Source organism: Arthrobacter sp. Sr24 (assembly GCF_054511175.1).
Genome location: NZ_JBTNDB010000002.1, coordinates 171462 through 194866, shown reverse-complemented (window position 1 = coordinate 194866; position 23405 = coordinate 171462). Strand labels below are relative to the sequence as shown.

Below are 23405 nucleotides of genomic sequence, written 5' to 3'. Positions count from 1 at the left end.
TCTCGTTTGGCGTAGGATTGCGGCCGTGACCGTTCCGGCAAAATTCTTCCAACGCTGGCTGACAGACGCTGCCGGTAGCACCAGCCACGCCGCTGTATGCCGTGCCGCAGGGATCAAACGTTCAACTCTGGCCCAGCAATTGGTGCGCGGACGGGTATCGCTGGGAACCGTTGCCGCTGTCAGCCGCTCCTTGGATCTGCCTGTTGTGGCTACCCTGAGCGAATTCCCTGCGTTTGAGGACCTTTCTGCCGGTTCAAAGCCGCCCAACCTAGCTGAACTCCTGAGCCAGGTCGCTGACGCAGACCTCCTTCAAGAACTTCTGAGCCGGAGTACGGCAGCAGCGCATCTCAGTGAGGCTGTTGCAGTGCCCTTGTCACCTGCGCACCACAAGTCTTCTGTTCGGGCTTGGCTGGATGCCGTGGACACCGGAGAGTTGCGCCAGAGGGTGGCTCGACACGCAGCCATTGCTCCCCAGAACTTATCGGCGCAAATCAGCGCCAACCGTCTCACCGCTGAGCTGGCCATTGACAGTGCCAGAATTGCCGGCGTCGGGCTGAGCAACGGTTTGGTTTCCACCGGCTTCCTATCCCCTGCCGAGGCCGGGTGGGAACCCGGATCCCGTGAGAGTGCCTTACGGTCCCTCCCCACCAGCGCCTTGGCTTCCCTGGCAGCCCAGCGCTTGGAACACCTAAGCCGAGTGTTACGTCGCACTGAAGATGATCAGGCAGCCGCGCAAAGTGTTTGGGAGAACTTAGGATGACCGTCATTCTGCAATGGAGCGCACTCATCGTGTGCCTGACCTGCACCATTTGGCGCGCGCCTTCGCTGCTCAAAGGCCGCAACCGTGGGCTTTCCTGGGCATTCGTTCTCGCCACTGTCAGTGTCGCGCTGAGCCTGCCGACAATTTACCTGCCTGTAGATGCTGTGCTTGGGGGCATTAATTTGGCCAATGTTGTGTTGCGGCTCAGCATGCTTGGCGTCTTCGTTTTACTGACCTCCAAGGTTGCCGCTGCCTACAATTCTCTCTTAGCCCAAAAGCTCATTCGAGGCCCTTTGGGCGTGGCTGTTTTAGTAGCTTCGGCAGTAGGACTTTGCGTCAGTTATGTACTTGCCGACGTTGATGGTTCCAGCACGGGGTTGGTGGCCTTCAATGACCAGCCCGCCTTGGCGGCGTACCAATGGTTCGGTATTGCCTACATTGGTTACGCCGCTGCGTGCGCAGTGGTGGCCACCGCGAAAGCGACATTTTCCCGAAGACCAGCCTACGATCGGATCGCAGCTTTCTTCTTGCTGGTGGGATTCTCCCTGGTGTGCGTCACGGTGCCGTTGCGTTTTCCTTTTTGGGTCAACTGGAAAGCGGTGGATATCATGAGCTTCACCGCCATCCTTTTTGTAGCCTTGGGCCTGGTGCTGGTCTGGCTGTCTTTTATCCGGCGCCCCGTTGCAGAGACCACTCAGTTTTCGCGCAAGCAGTAAGACTTCGGATCACGAAAAAACCAATGTACACATTTCCATTAGTTTCTGACATAATAATGAATGTGTGAACAAAGTTTGTCTGACGTGGTGCATGAAACTTTGGGGGTGAGTGGTGGTTCAGCTTTCGAGCTGAACCACCACTCAGTTATTTAAAGGGTTTTCACCCGGCTGCCGGGGTTGCCTCTCCTAGGAGCTGCCTCATCAAGGGAAATCCGGCAAGGGAACAGGCTTCAGGGCACAAAAAAGGACCTGTCCCCCGCCGCGAGGGCGAGGAACAGGTCCCAATAGGGATGTGGAGATGGGGAGAATTGAACTCCCGTCCGATGTTGTGTTGTCAGGGCTTCTCCGGGTGCAGTTTGCAGCGGTTTTTCTCGGCCCCAGCTATCTCGCAAACAAGTAGCTGCCAGGCCCAGTTGTATAAGAGTCCCCTAAGCGCCTACAACAAGAACTTAGAGCAGTGGCCCTCTAGATGACGCCAGTATCCGGGACGAGAGCATTCCCGGGCTGACGGACTGTCTTACTGCTTAGGCAGCAAGAGCGAAGTCAGTGCGATTTGATTCAGCACTTATTGTTTTACAGAGATCGTTTACGAGATAACCCTGTATCCTCGACCCGCTTCACCTGTCTCGACGAACACCGTCGAAACCGATCATCCCCTATTGTTTTTTCAACCCCACGTTCCGATGCCCGAGGGCAACTGTTCGTGGACTACCCATGTTAGCGCATTGCGGCCCGGATATATTCCCGCAGGCCTAATAGCGAACTGGAAGCCCTAGTCAATAAGCCCTTTGGTTTCCTTCGCTTGCAACACGAGTAGAGCCGCGGCGTCCACCTTCTTGCCAAATCTAGGGTCATTTTGAGCGTTTTCCAAAAGCCCGGAATACATCTGCGGCAAAAGTTCCGGGTTAGTACACAAGGCCATAGTTCCGCCAGCGGCGACGAAGTCCACGCCGCGCTGTGCCACAGGCAGTGCCGAGACTTGAACGGCGTCGCAAATATCATCACTGACAATGATTCCCTCGAAGCCCAAATCGCCGCGCACCATGTCCTGGACCATGACCTTTGAGAAGGGTGCCATCGCTGAAGGGTCAATCTTGGGATACCAGGCGTTGGACATCATCAGCCATGGCACCCCTGCCTGCACTGCGTCGCGGAATGGGGCAATGTAGGGATCGTTGCGCACGGTAACCTCATCCGTCACACCAGCGGCAACATCGGTATTGAGGGTGACCCGCCCCAGTCCCGGAAAATGTTTGATGGTGGGCTCAACACCAGCGGCCAGCATGCCCTGAGCAAACGCCAACCCGTGGCTGGAAACAGCCGCTGGTGTGTAGCCATATTCCCGGCCGAAGGTTCCAATGGGCGCGTTCTGCGGGGCAAACTCTGCACTGGGAACAGTGTCCAGCACGGGAGCCAGATTGACGTTGACCCCGACCGACGCTAGTTGCTGCCCCCACCGAGTGGACTCGCTGAGCAGCGCTGCTTGCGAAAGCTGCCCCTGTTCAACGGCTTGAGGTATTTCATCGAATCCGGCCCCTCGCATGATCTGCACAAAGCCGCCCTCTTGATCGGTCGCCACAAATGGACGCACGCCCACGGTGCGCGATCCGGAAATGTGGGCCGTTATGGCAGCCACTTCCGCGGCGATCCCGGCCTGTCCGGCGGTGCTGCGCCCCTTCATGAAAACGTTGCCCACAAAGAGGGTGTCCAGCGCGTAGAGGGAGTTCTGATCCGAACCCGTCACCGATGAGGACACCATCAGTATCTGGCCCACTTTTTGTTCCAGAGTCATGGCGGCCAGTTTTTCCATGGCTATGCTCGTCGCCCCAGAGGAAGACGACGTGCTGGAGGATTCCGCGGCAGAAGGTTCCCCGCTGGGGCTCCCTGGAGCGGACGTCGCCGGAGCCGGGGTTGCGCTGGAAGGCGGTGCCGGCGTCGTGCTTGAAGATGGTGACGAGGACGTAGGAGAGGAGCCTGCCTCAGGAGCTTTGGCACCAAAGATCTGCACCAGGGCGACGGCGATCAGTGCCGCCACTGCCAAGCTGGCTCCCACGATCCACCAGCGCTTACTGTTCACCGTAACCACGGCCCACCTTCTGTCTTGCGCCTCAGTTGACTTAGCTTAGGCGGTGCCGCGGTTCTTTTCACGCATAGCGCGCAGCGCCTCGCGGTTGTCCTGCTGCTCACGCAGTGTGTGGCGTTTGTCGTAATCCTTCTTACCGCGACCAATGGCGATCTCCACCTTGGCGCGGCTGTCCTTGAAGTACAGCTGCAGGGGGACTATCGTAAACCCGGATTCGCGGGTCTTGCGCTCAATTTTCTCCAGCTCTTCGCGGTGCAGCAGGAGCTTGCGGCGACGGCGAGCCGTGTGGTTGGTCCAGCTGCCATTGAGATATTCGGGGATGTAGACGCCCTCGAGCCACAACTCGTTATTGTAGAAGGTGGCGAAGCCGTCAACTAGGGAGGCGCGGCCTTCGCGCAGCGACTTCACTTCCGTTCCCATCAAGACCAGTCCAGCCTCGAAGGTATCCATGATGTGGTAATCGTGCCGGGCCTTGCGATTGGAGGCCACTACCTTCAGGCCACTTTCCTTAGGCACAGCAGGCTCCTTCACGGATGGTTGGGTGCGCCGGTGTCGGCGCAAAGTTCAAGTCTAGCAACGTTCAGTCCCTAGCAGCGTTTGATTCTAGCAACGGTCAATTCTAACAACGACAGGCCCGGCAACGGTCTATGAACCGTCGGCCGGGCCTGGCGTGTGGTGCCGGAAACAGCTGTTAGCTAAATCGCCTTAGAGTGCATTCGGCTTAGAGTGCACTCGGGGCCTAGAGCGCTTAGAGCGCCTAGAGCGCCTAGAGCGCCTAGAGCGCCTAGAGCAGCGTCATGGGATCCACGGCCACGCCGTTGAGCCAGGTTTCAAAGTGAGCATGGCAGCCGGTGGAGTTACCCGTACCGCCGGAGATGGCGATCAACTGGCCGCGAGCCACCTTCTGACCACTGGAGACCTGAACGCTGGTGTTGTGATAGTACGCTGTCAGCAAGGCGTTGCCTTGCATGACGCCGTGGGTGATCTTCACGCCGTTGCCGCCGCCCCACGGATCCCAACCTGCCATGATTACGGTGCCTGCGGCTGCCGCGTAAACGGGGGTGCCACACCATGCGCCAAAGTCGATCCCGGTATGGACGTACCCGCCAGTGCCGTTGAAGTCGATGGTTCCGGCAGGAGTCTGGCGCCAGCCGAAGCCGGAGGTGATGGGGACGTTGACAGCGAACGGGTGCTGCAGACCAAACGATGAGGGGTTCCCCGGTGCTGGGGGCACGTAGGGCGGTGGTACATAGGCTGGCGGTACGTAGCTGTCAACATTATTCTTGGCGGCTTCAGCCGCGGCGGCTGCGGCGGCTGCGGCTGCTGCCTGTTCCCGGGCGATCCGCTCGGCCTCGGCCTTTGCTGCGGCTGCAGCTGCTTCGCGTTCCTTGCGCTGAATCTCCGCAATTTCAGCGGCAACGGCCGACTTTTGCGCCTGCACTTCCTTGAGCTTGGCCTGGATCCGCGGCTTCTCAGCCTCGAGCTTAGCGTTCAGGGCAGCGGAATCGCTGATGAGTTTATCCACGGCAGCTTTTTGTGTTGCAGCGGCATCGCGCGCAGCTTGTTCGGCCGCCAGCGCCGCTTCAGCTTGAGACTTCAGATCTGTGATTTCAGCTTCCACAGCAACCAACCGCGCCTGGGCGTTCTGATTAGTTGCCGTCTGCGCAGTCAGTGCCTCCAACGCGGAGGTCTGGCTTCGCAGTGCCTGCTCAGCCAAATCAATGGAACTGGCCAAGTCTGAGGTGGAGTCGGTGCCAAGTATCAAGGTCAGGCTCGGTGACAGTCCGCCAGCCTTATAGGACTGAGCGGCAATCTGGCCGATCATCTCTTTGGTCTCGGTAGCCTTCTTGGCATCCGCAGCAATTTGGACGGTGATCTTGTCCTTGTTTTGCTGGGCGATATCGATCCGGGCTGCAAGAGAGTTGACTGTGGAGGTAGCCGCGCTGACCCGGCCTTGCGCCTCGGTCAAAGACTGCTGAGCACCAGGCAGTTGGCCCTGGTAGAGCACAAGATCCGAGGCCGACTTTGCCAGGCCGGAATCCACAAACTCAAGGGAGGCCTGAACGTCATTGGCTTGCTGCTCCAAGGCGTTGGCCTTGTCGTTGAGATCTTCCGCTTGGGCTGGAGGGACAAGGCCCAGCAGTCCCACAGCAAGGAGGCCAACCACAACGGCACCGACACGGTGACGCACCTTACGGAGGCCGGGCATGGTACGCCCAAGCCGGGGGGATTTCACGGATCCAATTCCCCCGCTTGATTTCGAATTCATGCCTCGAGCTCCTTGAAGATTGACATCAATAACACCAGTCACATAAGGACCCTGAACAACAAGGCCCCCACCTACCTTACACTTTCAGATTTTTTCGCAAGGAAACGGCCGATGACACTCCTGCCAACACCACGCCCAGCAGAATCAGTACGGGGTAGATGACAAACGCATCGCCCGTAGAGATAAAAGGCGTTCCAGTGTTGGAGGACGCCAGGTAACCGTTGAAAACGAAGATCACAATGGAGAAGACCGCCGCCGACGCCAACAGCGCACCGATCGTGGCGGCAATGACACCTTCAAGCACGAACGGCAGCTGAATCACCGTTCGAGACGCGCCCACCAGGCGCATGATTTCAATCTCCCGTGTACGCGATTGTGCCGAGAGTCTGATGGTGGTGGCGATGAGCAACGCTGCGCAGACAATCATGAGTCCGGCAACACCCACCGCAACAAAGGTGGCTATGTTCATATAGGAGAACAGCTTGTCCAGCACCTTGCGTTGATCCACCACCGAGTCCACGCCTGGAGTTGCCGCGAAAGTCTCATTGATGATCTGGTATTTTTCCGGATCGTTGAGCTTGATGCGGTACGAGGACGGCAGGTTCGCAGCCTCCACCGAATCCACCATGGGCGAGTTCGCGAACTGCTCCTTGAAATGCCCCAGAGCATCTTCCTGAGATTCAAAGGTCCACGTCTCCACATAGGGAAGCACGGCCGGGGAATCCAGCAGACCCTCAATAGCCACTTTTTGCTCATCCGTGACTGGCCCGGAAATGCAGTTGGTGTTGGCGGGGACGTCGGTACACAGGTAGATGGTGACCTGGACCTTGTCATACCAAAAACCCTTGAGCTGGCCGATCTGCATCTGCAACAGCCCGGCGGCGCCCACGAATGTCAGAGACACAAAGGTCACCAGAATGACTGAAATGACCATCGTCAGGTTGCGACGCAGGCCGCTTCCCAACTCGCTCATAATGAAGGCAAGTCTCACTTTTTGTTCCCGTCGTGCTGATCTTCGCTGTTGGTTGCGGCCGCATCCCCCAGCGGCACTCCCAATCTGCGTTCAAGTCTTGGCGGCATGGCATCACCCGCGGCGGAATCGTCAGCTGCCGAGGTGGCACTAGCTGCACGACGGCGGCGGGTCATGGGTTCGGCGTCGTCCGTCTTGGGAAGTACGACGGCGGGAGGCGCACCTGCCGCTGCCACCACGGGGATCGCGGAGGTGTAGAGAGCTGTGGCTTCATCACGAACCACCCGGCCGTGGCGCAGCTCGATGACGCGCTTGCGCATGGTGTTGACGATGTCGTCGTCGTGCGTGGCCATGACTACCGTGGTGCCGTTTTGGTTGATCCTGTCAAGGATGTCCATGATGCCGGCGCTGGTGATGGGGTCAAGGTTTCCGGTGGGCTCATCGGCCAGCAGGATGCCAGGCTGGTTCACAATGGCGCGGGCAATGGCCACGCGCTGCTGCTCACCGCCGGAAAGTTCTGTGGGTGTGCGGTGGCCCTTGCCTTCCAGTCCCACCAGCTCCAACACGCGCGGGACCTCGGACTTGATGGCCGCACGGTTCTTGCCCAGCACCTGCATGGCGTAGGCGACGTTGGCGAAGACAGTCTTGGTCTGGATGAGGCGGAAGTCCTGGAACACTACGCCGATGCCGCGGCGGAATTTGGGAACGCGCCAACTGGGCACGTTCGCCACGTTCTGTCCGGCAACGTAGATCTGCCCATGCGGGGTCCGGTATTCGCGCAGGATCAAGCGCAGCAGCGTTGACTTACCCGAGCCCGAGGAGCCTACGAGGAACACGAATTCGCCGCGTTCAACATCAAAGGAGACGTCGTCGAGCGCAGGTTTGTCCTTGCGATCGTAAGCAATGCTCACATTTTCAAAACGAATCATGACTTTTCGTTGCCCGACCAGCTCACTTTCGCTGGCATGCTGACGGCCGGGCAGTTGTTTGGGGGAAGAAACCGCCAGCTTAATGACTATAGGCGCCGGATCCGGCGATTTCTGGTTGCGCGGCGGTGTGTCGAGGCTGGGGCTTGCTGTGAATACGCGGGTCTGGTGGCGGTCTCGCTGGCTTTGTGGGCTGCTGAGCACTTGAGCGTGGCGCTCCGCGGCTGCCAGTGGCGGCGCCGGTTACTCGTGGCTCCGGTTAGTTGCCGCCGGTCGAGTAGAGGGCCAAGCTTCGGTCGGGCTGGCCGTCCCAACGCGAAGGTGGCCAGAATGCGGGATTCCCCAAAAACGGGTCCCACCGGCGAGAACGGCATGTCTTGTGGGGTCATTCGCACATTGTCCTCGTTCCAGTGAAAACCGAAGTTGACACTGTCCGGATTACATCTCAGTGCAAACAGCCCAATGGGCAGCTGCCCCAGCGTTACAGACCATGTGGGGCGGGCCCTGTAAGATCCGGATCTGGCAAATTCGGAGTGAGGGTACGAACAGTCCGGGCAGGTGGTATCCCCCAACCCGGACTGTCCATACCCTAATGCCGTATTTGCCACGGGTTCCACGTGGCATTTGTGTGTGAGAACGTTCGTCAAGAGACAGAGGTGTGCGGCTCACGGTTTCTTGGTTAGGGGTGCGCAGATGGCGTGCCGTCTGGGTATGGTGGGCGTGCCGGCGAGTCTTGTAGTCCACTGCAGTGACACTGATCGGCGTGGATCAGTCAGAACACCGATGTTTTCCCGGGGAAGCGGCCCATTCGCCCACGCCGACACACCCCGGGGCACACGAGCCCTTCTGGCCAATGCAGCCAATCCACGTAGTCAAGACAGTCCACTTCTGACCGGAACCACGACTCGAGCTCCGGCAACGAAGCAAGATAATCCCTACTTAACTGCTTTCCCGCCCTCGGATTCCCGCTTCTCACGGCGTACCGGAAAATCGCTTCTCGAAGCTGGTAGGTGCACGCCCCACCTATCAGAAGATCGTATTAAGGGACTTCCAGCCATGCCCAATCTGGATTCGGCCGGCCCATGTGCCGTGTGTTGTGCGCGGGTAAAGCCAAAGCACTCCCGCGGTGTCATAACCCAGTACGTCTGCCGTCCTGTCACCGTTGAAGTCACCGGGACTCATCACTACTGGAAGGGAATTCCATCCGTTTCCGATGAGCACCCGCGCATTCCATCCGCCAGCGACGTTCCGCGGATACAGCCACAACAAGCCGGTGGCACGTTCCCTAGCTAGAACGTCAGCGGTCCCGTCCCCATTGAAGTCTCCCGGGGCCAACAAAGTGTTAAACACACCCCAGCCCGAACCCACGAGGATCCGCGGGAGCCAGCCGCTTCTGCCATTGCCCGGGTACAGCCATAGGCGTCCCGTGCTAGTTTCGCGTGCCAGTACGTCACTTTTCTGATCACCGTTCATGTCCCCGGGGCCAACAATGGAGTCAAAGGCGTTCCAGCCGTTTCCTATCACTTGTGGAGCTAACCATCCGCCACGGCCATTGCCGCGGTAGAGCCAGAGCAGGTTCGTGGACGGTGCCCGCGCTATGACGTCACCGTAGCCATCTCCGGAGAAGTCACCGACAGTCTCCAATACATTGAATCCGCCCCACCCCACCCCAACGGTCAGTGCTGCCCCGAACGTACCTCGACCTGTTCCTGTATAAAGGCGCAACTGATTCGTCGCTGCTACCCGGGCCAAGACATCATTGTTCCAGTCCCCGTTGAAATCGGCGGTGCCGCCCGACAGCACCGATCCCGGTATGGGAAGTGCCGCCATGGCATAGTTCGAACAGGTGATGTCGTAGTCGCGAACATCGTCATACCACTGGGCCAGGTAGACCCTGCCGCCCGAAAAACTTGGTTGCACGCAGCGGTCCTGAGCTTCAGTGGGGTAGTCCAGCCGACCAGCAGTAGCCCAAACAGGAACGCCGGGGAGATACCAGGAAGCTGTTATTGATTCCCATCCGCTGGCGAAGGAGTACAGGCCGTAGGAGTACCCGGCATCCCTGAGGCCCCGCATCAATCCTTCGACAATGTAGCGGTTTTCACGTTGCGCAGCAGCCGTCGCGGTGGGCCATGGCTGGGCGGGGCGGGGTTCGACGTCGATCCACACCATGGGAGGGCGAAAACTGTTGCGCTCCATGGTGGCCACTGCGAATGAGGCTTCCGCAAAACCGACATTGGATAGCTGTCCTGCACGGCTGGCTGCCGACCATGGACCCCGCGAACCGTAGTTCGAAAGTTGGCTTGCGGTCGGGAACGCGGCCATGGTGTATCCGTGGGCTGGCTTGGAATTTGTCCGTACCCAGTTGAGCTGGCTGCTCAGGCACGGGTTTTCCGTGAATGGCAGACCTTTAGTCAAGCCCACCACCACAAATTGGCTGGTGGTCGGTGGCATCGGCAAGCCAAACCCACCAGCATCTGTTGAACATTGTGGCCAGGAAATATCGTGGCCTGACAGTTGTGCGGCTTGGGCCGGTGTTACTGCTACGAGGACACTGAAGACAAGTCCGAGGATGGCAACCATACTGTGAACTAGAAGCCGGGCTGGTGCCCGCTTCTTGGAGTCGTTTCGCTTTTGTCTGGTTAGTCTATGATGCTGGTGCATGGCTTCACTTTCCACTACAAGTTAACCACGCAAGAGTGCAGGACACCAGATGTCGACGCGACTCATCTAGGCTGCAAGCTTAGGAATTCTTCCGGCGCCTACCCGCTTGGCAAACTCGTCAATGGCGCCCAGGATTTCGTCGCTCTGCCAGTACGGGCCCAGTTTGTGTTGCGCCTTGGAGTTCAAGATTCCTGCGTCAACCAGTGTCTTCAAAGGCGGGGAGACGTTGGGTTGCTTCAGCCCGAGCTCCATCGCTGCCACGGTCGAATCAACCACCGGGCGCTGGTCAATGAGATCCAGCATCGGCCAAGTATTGCTAGTCTTGCGCGCGATGAGACTCAGACCTTAGGAGTGTTGAGCGGCTTCAATCTCCTCCGCCAATTGCCGGGTGTGGGACACAGCTCGCAGTGCGGCGTTGGCAAACGCACGGACGATTGAAGTGACATCTCCTTCCCTGTATGCGGTGAGCGCTTCGTGGTAGCCCTCGCCATCAGCCAGCAATCCCGCAGACACAGGTATGTCCACGTTTCTGGTCACACCACTGAATTGAATGATTGTTTGGGCCAAGGCACGGCCAGTTCGGCAGTTGCCGTCCGTGAATAGGTCGATCGTCTCAAACTGGGCATGACTCCCAGCCACCGAGACCAGCGTCGGCACATCAAGATCTGACGTGAAGGCCACAACATCCTCGATCAACGCGGGCACTCGGCTGCTGTGCGGGCAACGAAACCGGCGCCGACGGGTGAGTCACTAAGCGTGCCGATCCAGACCCGTTCATTGCGCCAGTGGCCAGGAATGTGGAGGCGCTGGTTTTCCCTGAGCACACCGTACATCTGCCGGATGGAGTCAACTGAGATGTCCGAGGCCAATTCCGATTCAGCCGTCATCGTCTTGGTGTTGGCGGCGATCAATTCAGCATTTCTGATCTTCTTGAGCCCAATCTCGGCACCTAATATGGCTCGGGCACTGGCCGTTAGATTTTCAATCTGGGAGGATGAGGCCGATCCAACATACAGAAGGATGGGTACGATATTCGGCACCCTAGGTCCGAGCTCCGCGTCAGACCTTGCCAACTCGCTGGCGGCTTGGTCGCTAAGTTGGCTGGCGTCCGGATCCTGCCTCGGCGTTTAATAGGCGATCAAACGCGGCACTGCCGACTTGTAGCGGCTGAACTGTTTTGGCGGGTGGGGACCTTGTCCAGCGGTGGCCGGGACCCACGTTTTCTGCTCCCATGAGATGCCAAGCCATTGGAGCCCACTGTGACTCGGAGTGGAATCAGTTCACCTACAGTGACCATCCCTATTTTATGACTAAGAAATTCTGAGCCCATTCCTGTTTCTCCGCCACCCGAATATCATCGCTCACCCATCATGATTAACAGGATTCCCGCTCAAAGTCCGATCAAGCCGCCGACACGACCAAAAATAGACGCAACTGTAGTACTAGACATATTTGTTCTAGGGTGGCGAAGATTTTGGCGTTGATGACGACGCCAGATCGGACCTTGACACGGGAATGACCACCTGCACCCAAGAAGCTCAGCTGCGGGCCGGCTCGTGCTCCGCGCGGATGGGCGCACTTATCAGTTTGCGGTCGTAAAGCACTTTGGCGTTGCTTTCAACTATCAGATCGTTGGCGATCTGATTGCCTGTGCGCTTGTCACGGACACTGCGGTGGACCAAATTCCGACGGTAAACCTCATCACCGACTTCTTGGAAGTAGGATTCGGACTCCTTCACATGGAACTTCACACTCAGGGGCTCGGTGGCGCGCAGTTCCCCGCGCAAGTATTCCGCGGTGAGGGAGATCCGGAACTGGAAGGTGCTCTGAGTGGGGTTGTGTACCCGGTAGTCCAAGTAGTTGTAAACGATGGAGGTTCCGGTACCGAAGGGAATCTGCCGGTTGAAATCCGGGAACAAGTCGATGGCTCCGTGATGGTGGTGTTCCACGATCTCAAGTGGGCTGTGAAGCACCATCCAGTGCAAAAGGTTGGTGAACTGACACAGACCCCCACCAATTCCTGAGTCAGGACCGTTGCTACTGACTGTCATGCCCGTCTTGTAGCCCTTTTTCTCCGAACAATGTCCCACCAGATGCCAGAACGAAAAAGTCTCACCAGGTTTGATGAGGATCCCGTCAATGTGCGGCGCGGCGAGCCCCAAGCTGACAGCTTTGTTCTCCTGCAGGAGCAGATCAACGTCGCCTAGCTTCCGCCGGATCAAGGAGTTGTGCTTGTAAATGACCACCGGCAGGTCTTGCTGATCCTGTGAGGTTGCCAACGTTGATCTGCGGATGATGTTCCGCATAGTGCGCTGGAGAATCTGCCGTTTCACGGCAATGGCATAAGTGAATGGAGAAATATCCCCAAAAAGTTTCCGCTCCAACGTTGCAAGTCCCCCAACTTCGGCAATCGAGCAGATTGCCACACCATTCGTCTCTACCGTTCCGAAGAATTCCGGTGCCCGAGACTGCTTAACGCCAGCAACTTTACGGCCCGGGGTGAGCCAGACAAGCATTGTGCATCATTGTGACGTTACAGGGACGCTACTGCTGCTTCTCAGCGTTCCGGTTGTCCGCGCGCCAGCGGATGCCGGCGTCGATGAAGTCATCAATTTCGCCGTCCAGCACAGCACCGGCATTGCCCACTTCGTGTTCGGTGCGCAGGTCCTTGACCATTTGGTAGGGGTTGAGGACGTAGGAGCGCATCTGGTCTCCCCATGAGGCCTTGACGTCCCCAGCCATAGCCTTCTTCTGCGCGCTCTCTTCAGCCTGCTTGAGCAACAACAGACGCGATTGCAGCACGCGCATGGCCGCTGCACGGTTTTGAATCTGCGACTTTTCGTTCTGCATCGACACCACGGTGCCGGTGGGAAGGTGGGTCAGGCGCACGGCCGAGTCGGTGGTGTTCACGGACTGACCGCCGGGGCCTGAGGAACGGAACACATCAACGCGGATGTCGTTGTCCGGGATCTCGATGCTGTCAGTGGACTCAATGAGGGGGATGACTTCCACCGCAGCGAAGGAGGTTTGGCGACGTCCTTGGTTGTCGAACGGGCTGATGCGCACCAGACGGTGTGTGCCGGCCTCAACGCTCAGTGTGCCGAAAGCGTAGGGGGATTTGACTTCAAAGGTAGCCGATTTCAGGCCGGCCTCTTCAGCGTAGGAGGTATCCAGAACCGCAGTGGGGTAACCGTGACGTTCCGCCCAGCGCAGGTACATGCGCAGCAGCATTTCAGCGAAGTCCGCAGCATCTACTCCTCCTGCACCGGAGCGAATGGTGATGACGGCTTCACGTTCGTCGTATTCACCGGCCAGCAGCGTCACAATTTCCAGATCGGCCAGCGATTTCTGCAGCCCCGTCAGGTCCTTGGTCGCTTCGGCGAGGGAATCGGCGTCGCTCTCGTCTTGAGCCAATTCCACCAAGACCTCAAGGTCATCGATCCGGGCTTCCAACGTGCGCAGCTTTTCCAGCTTGGACTGAGCATGGCTGAGTTTGGATGTGACCTTCTGTCCGGCGGCGGGATCGTCCCATAGATTGGGCGAACCTGCCTGGTCCGACAAATCCTCAATGTCTTCCAGGAGCTTCTCAACTTCGGAGACCTGCTCGATGGAAGTGTAGGTCGCGCGTAGCGCCTTGATTTCTGCGGGAAAGTCAATCTCTGCCATGACATTCAAGCCTACGGCATTTGGGGGCGAGTCTGGATCGAGCCCGTGCGCGGCGCTCACAGTGCAAGGTTGGCGCGAGCCGTGCTCCGCACACTGATGCTAATGCCTTCGGGTATTAGGAAGTTGATGAACAGTGGACGTACGACGGCGCTCATCCCCACCACCGCTGTTCTCCCGTCACCGGCTCCCGTGGCCGAGTCCAGGACAATGTTGCCCAGTCCCTGCGGTGCCTCGATTCCGGCAAGGTAGTTCTGGGCGGCGCTTTGGACACCTTGGGCGGTTAGCAGCGTGCCGGGATCGCTGGAGGCACTGCCACCGCTGAGTTCGAAGGTATCGGCGGCTGCGAGCGCGGCACCATCGGCAAGAGACAGCAGCTTCTTCTGGCCTAGGTAGATGCTGCCTGCTGCTGCAACCACGGTGATGACCAGCAGGGTGATCAAGACATAGCCGATCAGCAGGACCATGACGTGACCGGCTTCTTCGCGTTCATGCTTCATTTGAAGCGGCCCACCTTTTGCATGGCGCTGGACTCCACGGTTGCGGCGGTGAGGTTGACCCCTGGCACAGCGCCCACCACGGGGAGTTCTACTCTGAGCTGAACGTGCGCACGGACTATGGCACCGGCGGTGGAACAACCGGGATCGCAGCTGATGGACAAGGTGGCGGCGTCAGGGTCAAAGCCCATGTCCTGAACTGCCAGCTGCACGGCATGCTCGGCGGCCTGCTGCGCGGAGGGGAGGTCCTTGTGCAGCACGAACACTTTGGCTGCTTGATCTGCCGCACCCACGGCTGCGTAGGCCCCGCCTTGGACTTGGCCTACGGTGAGGATCAGGTAAATCACCGGGATCATCAGCAGTACCGCCAGGAAGATGAATTCCACAATGGCGCTGCCTGCCTCATGATCGTCAGTGTCATTCGAACTCCCGGTGGTACTCACTTCATCGGCACACTGTGGTGCGCATTCATCGGGTGATGACGGCATGGCCGCTCATCTCCAGGGATCGTGCGGGGCCGAACAGTCCAATAAGTGGCATGGGTGCGTTGATGGAGACTTCCAAGACCTCCAAACCCTCCTGCGTTTGAACACTGACCGTGACGTCTTGAATGTAGTTCTCTCCCAGCGCTGCATCCACGAGGAAGATGGCCCGGTCTCTGGCGTCGTTGGCGGAGCGGTCCCCCAGCGCCCCGTAGCGAGCAGCAGAAGATGCGGCGTCAGCCATGGTGTTGCGCACGTGCAGCACTAACGCCAGCTGCAGCAGTGACACAAAGATCACCGTCACCAACGCGCCCACGAGAACAAAGTCGACGACGGCGGAGCCACCCGCACGATTCTGGGTCCCGCGAGCGGTCTGCATCCGGACTAGTTTCTCGTCTATGGCTGAACTTGTTCCATAGCTTGATTGAAGAGTCCCTGGAGGGCGGGTCCGGCGATGGCCAGTAGCCCCGCCACCAGTACTGCGCTCATCAAGGTAATTAGAACCCATCCCGGGACGTCTGCACGGGTTCGCCCCGTTGCGGGGCGCCAGCTCACAAACATTCGTCGATTCGGGCCTCTCGAACTCTCTTGCGCTTGCTCCTGCTGCGCCCCCTGAGTGTCCTGCGCTCCCTGAGTCTCCTGCGCTCGCTGATACCGCTGATACCGCTGATACCTCTGATCCAACCTGTCCATCCAGCCTGTGAACAGCGCCATTGCTGTTCCTACCGCCTTGTCGATGACGTGCATGATGTTCCCTTTCCTTTTTCTGTTTCTCTTGCCCGAGTGATGTTCCCGGTGAAGTCCCGCATACTGTTCTGTATCTGCCCATTTAGAACCCCAACTGCAGCATGGCCAGTCCAGGGAACACAGCGAAGACCACCGTCAGTGGCAACACGCCGAAAATTAGGGGCACCATCATGCCAATTTCTTTGCGCCCCGCAGATTCCATGAGCTCCCGTTTGGCCACGTCACGCACATCTTGGGCTTGAGCCCGCAGAACATCAGCCAGCGGGGTGCCTCGGTTAATGGCCACACTGATGCCATCAACAAATCGCGCCAAGGCTGGTACATTCACCCTGACCGAGAACTGATTCAAGGCCTCTACCAACGGCATACCGGTACGAGTCTGCGCCAGCACCGTGCCAAACTCGGCAGAGAGCACCCCGGAGGACGACCGCGCTACCCGGTCCAAGGCGCTCGCTGCGCTCTCCCCCGCACCCACTGCCAAGGCCATCAGTTCAGCCAGAGCCGGGAATTCAGCCATCATCCGAGCCTGCCGGCGTTGGATTCTGGTACTGAGGAGGTAGTCGTACAGCAGGTACCCGCCCAGCATGGGGCCAAGGGTTAGGAATACGGCGCCCATGAGGTTGAGGTTGACTTGCCACAACAGGAACAGGGAGAACAGCACCCCTGCCACCAGCCCTGCTCCGGCGAAGAGTAGTTGGGCTGCGCGAAACTCCAATGCAGTTTCCTGCCGGCCAGCTTGGGCCAGGCGGGCGCTGAGCCCGTGGACACTGATATTGATCCGTCCCAGCCGCTGCACGGCGTCTTTCATGACCAGCCGCGCTATACGTTCCAGCGGCCCAAAGAGCGGACCAGGGCCCTCGTTATCCAGAAGTCTAGAGTGGCTTGCCGCCGAGAGTAGTTGAGGTTCCACGCGCTGAGTGAAACTTGGCTGCCGCATGGCCGGAAGCCTCACCAAGATCAGCCAGAGCCCAGCACCCAATACAAGTCCGACGCCGGCCACCATCAGCAGGTGCCCATTCATTGCAGCACCCTCTGTTCTTCCGGTAGCGCTCCAATGCGCAACATGATCCGGTAGCAGAAGACGGAGAGCGCTAGACCGCCACCCAACACGGCCCAGCCAGCGGCGGAGTTGTAGGCCGCAATGGCTTCGGGCCGGGTCGCCATGAGCATCAGGACTATCCATGGAGCTGCCACGGCCAGCCGGGCTGCGCTGACCGTCCATGACTGCCGCGCTTCCAATTCACTACGAGTTCGGGCATGGTCCCGCAGGAATTCTGAGAGGGTGCCCAGCAGCTTGCCTAAGTCTGAGCCGCCCACATCACGGGTGAGCCGCAACGCCTCAATGATTCGGTCCGCCACGGGATCCGCCAAGGTTGTTTTCAGTTTTTGTAGGGCCGCTTCAAAGTGGCCGGTGGCCCGGTAGTCGGCTGCAAACGTCTTGAATTCCTCGCGGAGTTCAACAGGACCTTTAGTGCCCAGCTGGACCAGAGCTTCCGGCAGCGAGAGCCCAGCCCTGATGGCTGAGCGCAAGTGGTCCACCACATCAGGCCAGAGATCACGCATGACGGCCGCCCGGCGTCGTGCTCTCATCTGCAACAGCGCAAACGGGAGGTAGGCGCTGAACAGGCCAAAGCAGAGGGCGATGGCTTGCGCGCCAGTGACGGCAAAGACCAGGAGCACTACCACCACGGCCAGTACGGCCGTGCTGATGATCAGGGATGCGGGGCTCACTTGGGGAACACCGGCTTGGTGAAGGAGCCGCGCTACCCTTTTGCGGTGGCTGGGCAGAGGGCTGCGGGCGGGAGTGCTCCAGCAGGCGGTCCAGATCAGGAACAAGCCCAGTCCGGTGAGTAGCCCTAGTACCGCGGACATTAGCGCTCGCCCATTAGGGTGGCCACGTTGTAACCGGAGGCAGCGAATTTCTCGGGGGCGGGCATGGCGGTTTCCGAGGCTTCCAACCGCCCGTTGACCGTTTCGAAGACCAGGCTGGATTCGATGATGCCGTTTTCCACCCGGCGGCCCAAGGCGAGAATTTGGCCCACGGAGCGGCGTCCGTTGGGGGCCCGGACGCAATGCACCACTAGGTCGATGCAGGCAGCCACTGTGGGCAGTACGAAGGCAGCCGTTATGTTTTCTCCTGCGAGAAGTGGGAGTGTGCAGATTTTGACGACGGCGTCGTGCGCTGAGTTGGCGTGAACCGACGCCATCCCAGGAAGTCCACTATTGAGTGCGATCAGCATGTCTAGGCTCTCGGCTTCACGCACCTCGCCCACGATGAGCCTGTCCGGGCGCATGCGAAGTGCTTCTTTGACGAGACGACGCAGCGGGATCTCGCCCATACCTTCAAGGTTGGGTTGGCGACATTGCAGGCCCACCACGTCTTTCAGTGGCAGCTTCAGCTCGAAGATCTCCTCCACGGTCACAACCCGTTCACGGGAGCCGATGCCAGCGGCGAGGCAGTTGAGCATGGTAGTCTTGCCCGCTTGCGTGGCGCCGGAGACCAGAATGTTCAGCCCGCTGCTAACGGCTGCGCCGAGAAACCGCGCCGCTTGCGGGGTGAGGGAGCCCAGTTCTACTAGGTGGTCCAGTCGGCTGGCACGGGCCGTGAACTTGCGGATGTTCACGGCCCAGTGAGTTTGGGTGATGTCCGGGATCACTACGTGTAGACGGCTGCCGTCAGGGAGGGCGGCGTCAACAAAGGGGCTGCTCAAATCGAGGCGCCGGCCAGAACTCTTGAGCATACGCTCCACTAGATCGCTGACTTGCTGGGCGGTGAAGCGCAGCTCGGTCAGTTCCGATTCCCCATGCCTAGCCACAAAAACTTGGTCGGGGGCGTTGATCCAGATTTCCTCAATGTCCGGGTCGTCAAGGAATGGCTGCAGGGCCCCGAACCCGGCGACGGCGTTGAACACGGTTCGTTTGGCGTCGGCAGCTTGGGCGAGGGCCGGGACTGCACCGAGGAGGGAGCGCTCGCCATAGTCGTTGACGGCGGCATCCACCAGCGCACGGACTTCGGTGCCTTGACGCTGCGGGTCAAGGCCTTTGCGTCGGATGAGTTCACGGACTTCATCCTCAACTTGCGCCAGGGCATCCACTCAGACCACTCCCGCCTCATTGAGTAGCCCCCCAGCCGCTTGTAGTTCAGGAGCATAGCCCCGGATTCTATCGCCGCGCCAGAGGCAGTTTCAGGGTTGTGGACAACAGCAGTCCATGGACGGCTGTGGGCTACTGAACCTTCCACCCCGTGGAGGCAGCTATGCGCTCCCCCAAGGCTGGCGCCATGGTGCGGGCGTAGTCCCAGGTGAGGTGATTATCGTCCAAGTAAACCAATACGTTTCCAGCAACTGCTGGGCAGGTTCCGTCCTTGCAGTATTGGTCGGTGAGGTCGATCATGTGCGCGCCGGCGATCTGATTCAAGGATTCAGCTGGGTTGATCTCCGCAAGGTGTTCAGACTGCTGGGACGTGCACTCATCGGCGCTTGACGTTGCCACGCATTTGGCCTTGTTTTCTGTAAACCGAGGATTGTCTCGGACTCCAATTACGTCGATTCCGGCGTCAACAAAGGTGGTCACTGCTTCCTTGTAACCGGGAATCAGAGTTTCGTCAGAGGAGTCAGGAGCCGAGTCTGTGGCGATTGTAAAGACAGCATCTGGATTGAGCTCCAGCACGTATTCCATGGCAGCCTTATTGAAGTCCTGGCACTCGGTGGCGCGCCCCGACTCGGCATCCTCACTGCCAAAATCGCAACCGCCCAACAGAACGGAGACTAGTTGCCAGTCGTTCTTCTCAGCGAGCGGAATTAGCGCACCTGAAAACTGCTCTGCGTGGGAGTCTCCGACAATGACAATCATCTTGTCTGGATTTGGAAGAGATTCGGTCTGCCCACAGCCCTTCTCCAAAAATGGCGAATTGGTGGCAAAATCCGCCTCACATCCTTTGGTCAAACTGACCCATTGATCGTCAAGTGCCGTCAGCGCCGGCGTCATCGGCAGATCCGGGTCTGCAGAATCAACAAAGCCATGTTGCAACGAGAGCGCCCCGGGATAGTTCCTTTGAACATCGGCCTGTGCAGCCTGGGCCTGGGCCTCCAGCGCTAATTCCTTTTCATGAATCTGCCACTGCCAAGCACCCAATGGCAATGCAACTAGGGCGACACACGTTGCAATTGTCAGGACTGCCCTGCTCCGTTTCTGCTCAATCCACTTGTTACGCCGAAGAGGTGCATCTACGAGCTTGGTAACGATAATTGCAGCCACAATGGATCCGACAATAATGAGGGTCCCGGCTACCGGCCCGGCGTGATCGCGGTCTGAAACGATCAGGAAAAACACGAGGACGGGCCAGTGAACGAGGTACAAGGCGTAGGAGCTGTCACCGAGTTTGACGAGTGGCTTCCAGCTCAGAAAGGTATCTGCACCGAAGCTGCTTTTTGTATGGCCGGCAACAATGACGAATGCGGCCGCCAATGTAGGCCAAAGAGCCACATAGCCAGGAAAGCTTTGACCTACTTGAAGAATCAGGCCGCAGGAAAGCATCGCAACAATGCCGATCCAGCCCATGGCAATTCGTGTCGGGCGTGTCAGTCTCAGGTACGGCAACGCCAACGCAAGAAGCGATCCAAGCGCAAACTCCCACAGCCGAGCTCTCGTATCAAAGTAGGCAAACGCCTGATTGGAATTCGTACTCATGATGGAGAAAACCAGCGAGACGACAAAAATTCCGCCGAAAATATACATGAGAAGTGGGCGTATTTTCAGCTTTGCCTTCTCTGCTATCACCGCAGCTGCAGCAAAGAGCAGAGGCCACAGGATGAAGATTTGACCCTGAATAGACAACGACCAAAAGTGTTGCAGAGGACTTGCCGCGCTGTGATCGGTAGCGTAATAGTCCACAGACTCAGAGGCCAAGAACCAGTTCTGGTAATAGAACAGAGACGCCCAGGTTTCCCGAAGCAGGCCGTCCCAATTTGTTTCGGGCATGAAGAGATAAGCAGCTAAGAGCGTCACTAGCAGGGTCAAAACAATCATGGGCAGCAGACGCTTGAACAGGTGAGCCCAGTATTTGGCTAGGCCCAGGGCCCTGCCACTCTCTAGCTTCCGCGTGAATTGCCCCGTCAGCAGGAACGCAGAAATTAGTAAGAAAATGTCCACTCCGCCTGAGATCCGACCAAACCAGACATGGTAGGTCACGACCATGAGAACCGCTACGGCACGCAGGCCCTGTACCTCGGGTAGGAATTTTCGCTGGGCTGCCCCTTCGTGAAGTTTGGGTCTGTTCCTGACACTCCGACGGCTGCTGTAGCTGGCATCCAGATCTTCTTCAACGACAAACGACATTCAAATACACACCTCAAGATAGGTGGCGCCCGGTAGTAGACGCCAAAAGCCCCCATAGGAGTTTACCGGGACGGCAGCTTCAGTTCAGACTTGAGTCAACGCGACCGCTCTCATGACCAACGGTAACGGGATTCAACCTTCATCAAGGACCAGACCACTACGCTGGCATGGACCCCACCAAATTTTGACATGAGTTACGCCAGTGCCCTTTGGGCGGCGGGATCCTCCAAAATCGCTGAAGTGTTCGTCCGTTGCTAGAGTTGTTTTTGCCTACGGCCAAACACGTAGCTCATCTGGGCATGTGCCCGTAGGAGAAATTAGAGTTTTATGACTTGGCTTCAAACACTTCCGACTCTCTGCATCTCGGCCTTGATGATTTTCTTGCCGGGCGCCATCTGGGCACGTTGTCTGGGCGCCAGGGGGATGATGTGGCTTGGTATGTCCGCACCGTTGTCGATCTCACTCATTGGTGTTGGAGCCATCGTGGCCCAAGAAGTACACATCGGGTGGTCGGTGTTAGCTCTTGTAGCTGTCACGCTGCTGGCATCTGCAATTAGCCTTGCAGTCCGGCTCGTCCTCATGCACCGTGGACTCGTTGCCCACGCTCCCTTCTGGACCTATCCACCAGTAATGACCACGGCTGCCTTGGGAGTCGGTTTGTTGTTCGGCGCGGCGACTATCATGTGGCGATTCACCCGCATGTTCATCACGCCGGAAAATATCTCGCAAACATATGACAATGTTTTTCATTTGAACGCGGTTCGCTTCATCATCGAGTCCGGCAACGGTTCATCACTTTTTCTTGGCAGTTTGGAAATCGCAGGTCCTCCCTCTTTCTACCCCGGCGCCTGGCACGATCTTGTGGCCCTGGTAGTGGATACAGGAAATTCTTCCGTTCCGGTAGGCGTCAATAGTGTCAATATGGTAATAGGCGCACTTGTGTGGACTGTCTCAGCGATGTACCTCGCGACGCGACTCACAGGCACCCGGCCTGCAATTCTTCTCATGACGGGTGCCCTCACGGGAGCTTTTAGCGCTTTCCCGTACTTGCTGATGGAATTCGGCGTCCTCTACCCAAATTTCCTAGCTATAGCCATCCTGCCCGCCATTATTGCCGTGACCACCGACGCGCTGAGACTTTCCGTCCAGGCCGCTCCAAGCCTTCTCGTGGCTTGGACAATTTTGGTGCTCGCCATCCCAGGTTTAGCTCTAGCGCACCCAAGTGTCTTCTTGGCGTTCGGTGCATTCGCCTTGCCCCTATTCCTGACGTGGCTGGCAAAGCTGTCACTACAGCTACGTCGCCAAGGCAGACGATGGTACAGGTACGTCGCGCCGGTTTCATTTGTGCTGATTTACATTACAGTGCTACTGCTTGTTTGGCAGCGCGTGAGGCCCAGCGAGAAGGCCTCATTCTGGCCCCCCACCCAGACCATCGCCCAGGCCTTTGGGGAAGCCATCGCCAATGCGCCCCAGCGCGGCCCCATGTCGTGGATGATCGTTTTACTGACAATAATCGGCTTGTACTCTTTACTGAGGGAACGCAAGCAATGGTGGCACTTAGGCGTTTTTGCCATAGGCATCATGTTCTACGTCGTAGTTTCTGGCTTCGCCGAAACGGATCTGCGTTCATTCATCACCGGTGTCTTCTACAATGACAGCTTCCGACTGGCCGCACTACTACCGGTGGCGGCATTGCCGTTGACAGCCTTCGGCGCGGTACGCATCTATGACACGATAAGGCCACAACTGACCCCGCAACCAGGCGGCCGTACATATCCACGATCTATTGTGGTCGTGGGCTGGACCCTCATTGGCCTGAGCATAGGCGTTTTGGCCCAAGACAATTCTGTGGACACTGCACAGAATCGAGGGACCGAAGTGTATCGAATGACGGCCGAATCTTCGTTGCTCTCCGTGGACGAAGCCACGCTTATCTCTCGCGCCGATTCTAAGATTCCCGAGGGAGCTACGGTCATTGCGAATCCCGCCACGGGCGCGTCCTTGATATACGCCTTAGCAAATCGACATGTCATCTTGCCAGCGGTAGGTAGCCGCACAAGCCCAGACGACAAACTAGTGATCCAACAGCTGGGCGAACTCCAACCCAGCGCAGCCGTCTGCGGCGCTGTTGCCCGGTTGGACGCGTTTTACATCTTGGACTTTGGGGATAAATCAATCAACAATATGCATATCCCGTTCCCTGAATCGCAAGCGCTTGCATCCAATCCGGGCCTCGAGCTGGTGGACCAAGAGGGTTCGGCCAAGCTCTACAGAATCGAATCATGCCGGTAACT

The 23405-nt window shown here is 58.3% G+C and carries 23 protein-coding genes and 1 other RNA gene; 4 read left to right on the top strand and 20 right to left on the bottom strand.

Annotation, left to right across the window (positions count from 1 at the left end):
• The first annotated feature begins 25 nt into the window (after positions 1–25).
• Together ACX80D_RS02860 and ACX80D_RS02855 are read left to right on the top strand one after the other, a co-directional pair.
• Complete coding sequence (locus tag ACX80D_RS02860) at positions 26–760, top strand: hypothetical protein (RefSeq protein WP_459321082.1); 735 nt, start codon at positions 26–28, stop codon at positions 758–760.
• The gene (locus tag ACX80D_RS02855; RefSeq protein ID WP_459321081.1) at positions 757–1476 is read left to right on the top strand and encodes a hypothetical protein; all 720 of its coding nucleotides are present in this window, start codon (positions 757–759) and stop codon (positions 1474–1476) included. Before ACX80D_RS02860 ends, ACX80D_RS02855 begins: the two co-directional genes overlap by 4 nt.
• A gap of 290 nt (positions 1477–1766) precedes the next feature.
• Here the strand turns inward: ACX80D_RS02855 and ssrA are convergent.
• Together ssrA and ACX80D_RS02845 are read right to left on the bottom strand one after the other, a co-directional pair.
• Positions 1767–2133: a transfer-messenger RNA gene (ssrA, locus tag ACX80D_RS02850) on the bottom strand.
• A gap of 115 nt (positions 2134–2248) precedes the next feature.
• A complete protein-coding gene (locus tag ACX80D_RS02845) occupies positions 2249–3268 on the bottom strand; it encodes a glycoside hydrolase family 3 N-terminal domain-containing protein (RefSeq protein ID WP_459321079.1) in 1020 nt (339 codons plus the stop codon).
• 16 nt (positions 3269–3284) lie between these two features.
• On the opposite strand from ACX80D_RS02845, the gene ACX80D_RS02840 reads away from it, so the two are divergent.
• Positions 3285–3602, top strand: a complete 318-nt coding sequence (locus ACX80D_RS02840; RefSeq protein WP_459321078.1) for a hypothetical protein — start codon at positions 3285–3287, stop codon at positions 3600–3602.
• Here the strand turns inward: ACX80D_RS02840 and smpB are convergent.
• From smpB to ACX80D_RS02750, 18 genes are all read right to left on the bottom strand, one after another.
• Positions 3599–4075 (bottom strand): SsrA-binding protein SmpB, encoded by a 477-nt coding sequence (gene smpB, locus ACX80D_RS02835; protein ID WP_459321076.1) that lies wholly within the window; start codon positions 4073–4075, stop codon positions 3599–3601. The two genes, ACX80D_RS02840 and smpB, sit on opposite strands and share 4 nt — an antisense overlap.
• 268 nt (positions 4076–4343) lie before the next feature.
• Positions 4344–5768 carry a peptidoglycan DD-metalloendopeptidase family protein gene (locus tag ACX80D_RS02830; protein ID WP_459321148.1) on the bottom strand — a complete coding sequence of 475 codons (1425 nt, stop codon included), beginning with the start codon at positions 5766–5768 and terminating at the stop codon, positions 4344–4346.
• Positions 5769–5904: 136 nt separating this feature from the next.
• Complete coding sequence (gene ftsX, locus ACX80D_RS02825; protein ID WP_459321075.1) at positions 5905–6819, bottom strand: permease-like cell division protein FtsX; 915 nt, start codon at positions 6817–6819, stop codon at positions 5905–5907.
• The gene (gene ftsE, locus ACX80D_RS02820; RefSeq protein ID WP_459321147.1) at positions 6816–7727 is read right to left on the bottom strand and encodes a cell division ATP-binding protein FtsE; all 912 of its coding nucleotides are present in this window, start codon (positions 7725–7727) and stop codon (positions 6816–6818) included. The genes ftsX and ftsE overlap by 4 nt, the downstream gene beginning before the upstream one ends.
• 1023 nt (positions 7728–8750) lie before the next feature.
• Positions 8751–10304, bottom strand: coding sequence for an FG-GAP repeat domain-containing protein (locus ACX80D_RS02815; RefSeq protein ID WP_459321074.1), 1554 nt, complete (start codon positions 10302–10304; stop codon positions 8751–8753).
• 147 nt (positions 10305–10451) lie between these two features.
• A complete protein-coding gene (locus tag ACX80D_RS02810) occupies positions 10452–10688 on the bottom strand; it encodes a hypothetical protein (protein WP_459321072.1) in 237 nt (78 codons plus the stop codon).
• A 42-nt stretch (positions 10689–10730) separates the two neighbouring features.
• Positions 10731–11090 carry a Fic family protein gene (locus tag ACX80D_RS02805; protein ID WP_459321071.1) on the bottom strand — a complete coding sequence of 120 codons (360 nt, stop codon included), beginning with the start codon at positions 11088–11090 and terminating at the stop codon, positions 10731–10733.
• Positions 11078–11425, bottom strand: a complete 348-nt coding sequence (locus ACX80D_RS02800; protein ID WP_459321069.1) for a hypothetical protein — start codon at positions 11423–11425, stop codon at positions 11078–11080. The genes ACX80D_RS02805 and ACX80D_RS02800 overlap by 13 nt, the downstream gene beginning before the upstream one ends.
• Positions 11426–11923: 498 nt before the next feature.
• The gene (locus ACX80D_RS02795) at positions 11924–12901 is read right to left on the bottom strand and encodes a VanW family protein (protein WP_459321068.1); all 978 of its coding nucleotides are present in this window, start codon (positions 12899–12901) and stop codon (positions 11924–11926) included.
• A 28-nt stretch (positions 12902–12929) separates the two neighbouring features.
• Positions 12930–14051 (bottom strand): peptide chain release factor 2, encoded by a 1122-nt coding sequence (gene prfB / locus ACX80D_RS02790; RefSeq protein WP_459321067.1) that lies wholly within the window; start codon positions 14049–14051, stop codon positions 12930–12932.
• 56 nt (positions 14052–14107) lie between these two features.
• Complete coding sequence (locus ACX80D_RS02785) at positions 14108–14548, bottom strand: pilus assembly protein TadG-related protein (RefSeq protein WP_459321066.1); 441 nt, start codon at positions 14546–14548, stop codon at positions 14108–14110.
• Entirely contained in the window at positions 14545–14988 is a 444-nt protein-coding gene (locus tag ACX80D_RS02780; protein WP_459321065.1) for a hypothetical protein, read from the bottom strand. Before ACX80D_RS02780 ends, ACX80D_RS02785 begins: the two co-directional genes overlap by 4 nt.
• A gap of 25 nt (positions 14989–15013) precedes the next feature.
• Positions 15014–15406, bottom strand: a complete 393-nt coding sequence (locus ACX80D_RS02775) for a TadE family protein (RefSeq protein WP_459321063.1) — start codon at positions 15404–15406, stop codon at positions 15014–15016.
• A gap of 17 nt (positions 15407–15423) precedes the next feature.
• Positions 15424–15774, bottom strand: coding sequence for a hypothetical protein (locus tag ACX80D_RS02770; RefSeq protein WP_459321152.1), 351 nt, complete (start codon positions 15772–15774; stop codon positions 15424–15426).
• A gap of 82 nt (positions 15775–15856) precedes the next feature.
• Positions 15857–16795: a type II secretion system F family protein gene (locus ACX80D_RS02765; protein ID WP_459321061.1), complete on the bottom strand. Its 939-nt coding sequence runs from the start codon at positions 16793–16795 to the stop codon at positions 15857–15859.
• A complete protein-coding gene (locus ACX80D_RS02760) occupies positions 16792–17646 on the bottom strand; it encodes a type II secretion system F family protein (RefSeq protein WP_459321060.1) in 855 nt (284 codons plus the stop codon). The genes ACX80D_RS02765 and ACX80D_RS02760 overlap by 4 nt, the downstream gene beginning before the upstream one ends.
• Positions 17646–18869, bottom strand: a complete 1224-nt coding sequence (locus ACX80D_RS02755; RefSeq protein ID WP_459321059.1) for a CpaF family protein — start codon at positions 18867–18869, stop codon at positions 17646–17648. The genes ACX80D_RS02760 and ACX80D_RS02755 overlap by 1 nt, the downstream gene beginning before the upstream one ends.
• 130 nt (positions 18870–18999) lie before the next feature.
• Positions 19000–21111, bottom strand: a complete 2112-nt coding sequence (locus tag ACX80D_RS02750) for an acyltransferase family protein (RefSeq protein WP_459321058.1) — start codon at positions 21109–21111, stop codon at positions 19000–19002.
• 327 nt (positions 21112–21438) lie between these two features.
• Here ACX80D_RS02750 and ACX80D_RS02745 point away from each other — a divergent pair, with 327 nt between their 5' ends.
• A complete protein-coding gene (locus tag ACX80D_RS02745) occupies positions 21439–23403 on the top strand; it encodes a DUF6541 family protein (RefSeq protein WP_459321057.1) in 1965 nt (654 codons plus the stop codon).
• The last annotated feature ends 2 nt before the right edge of the window (positions 23404–23405 follow it).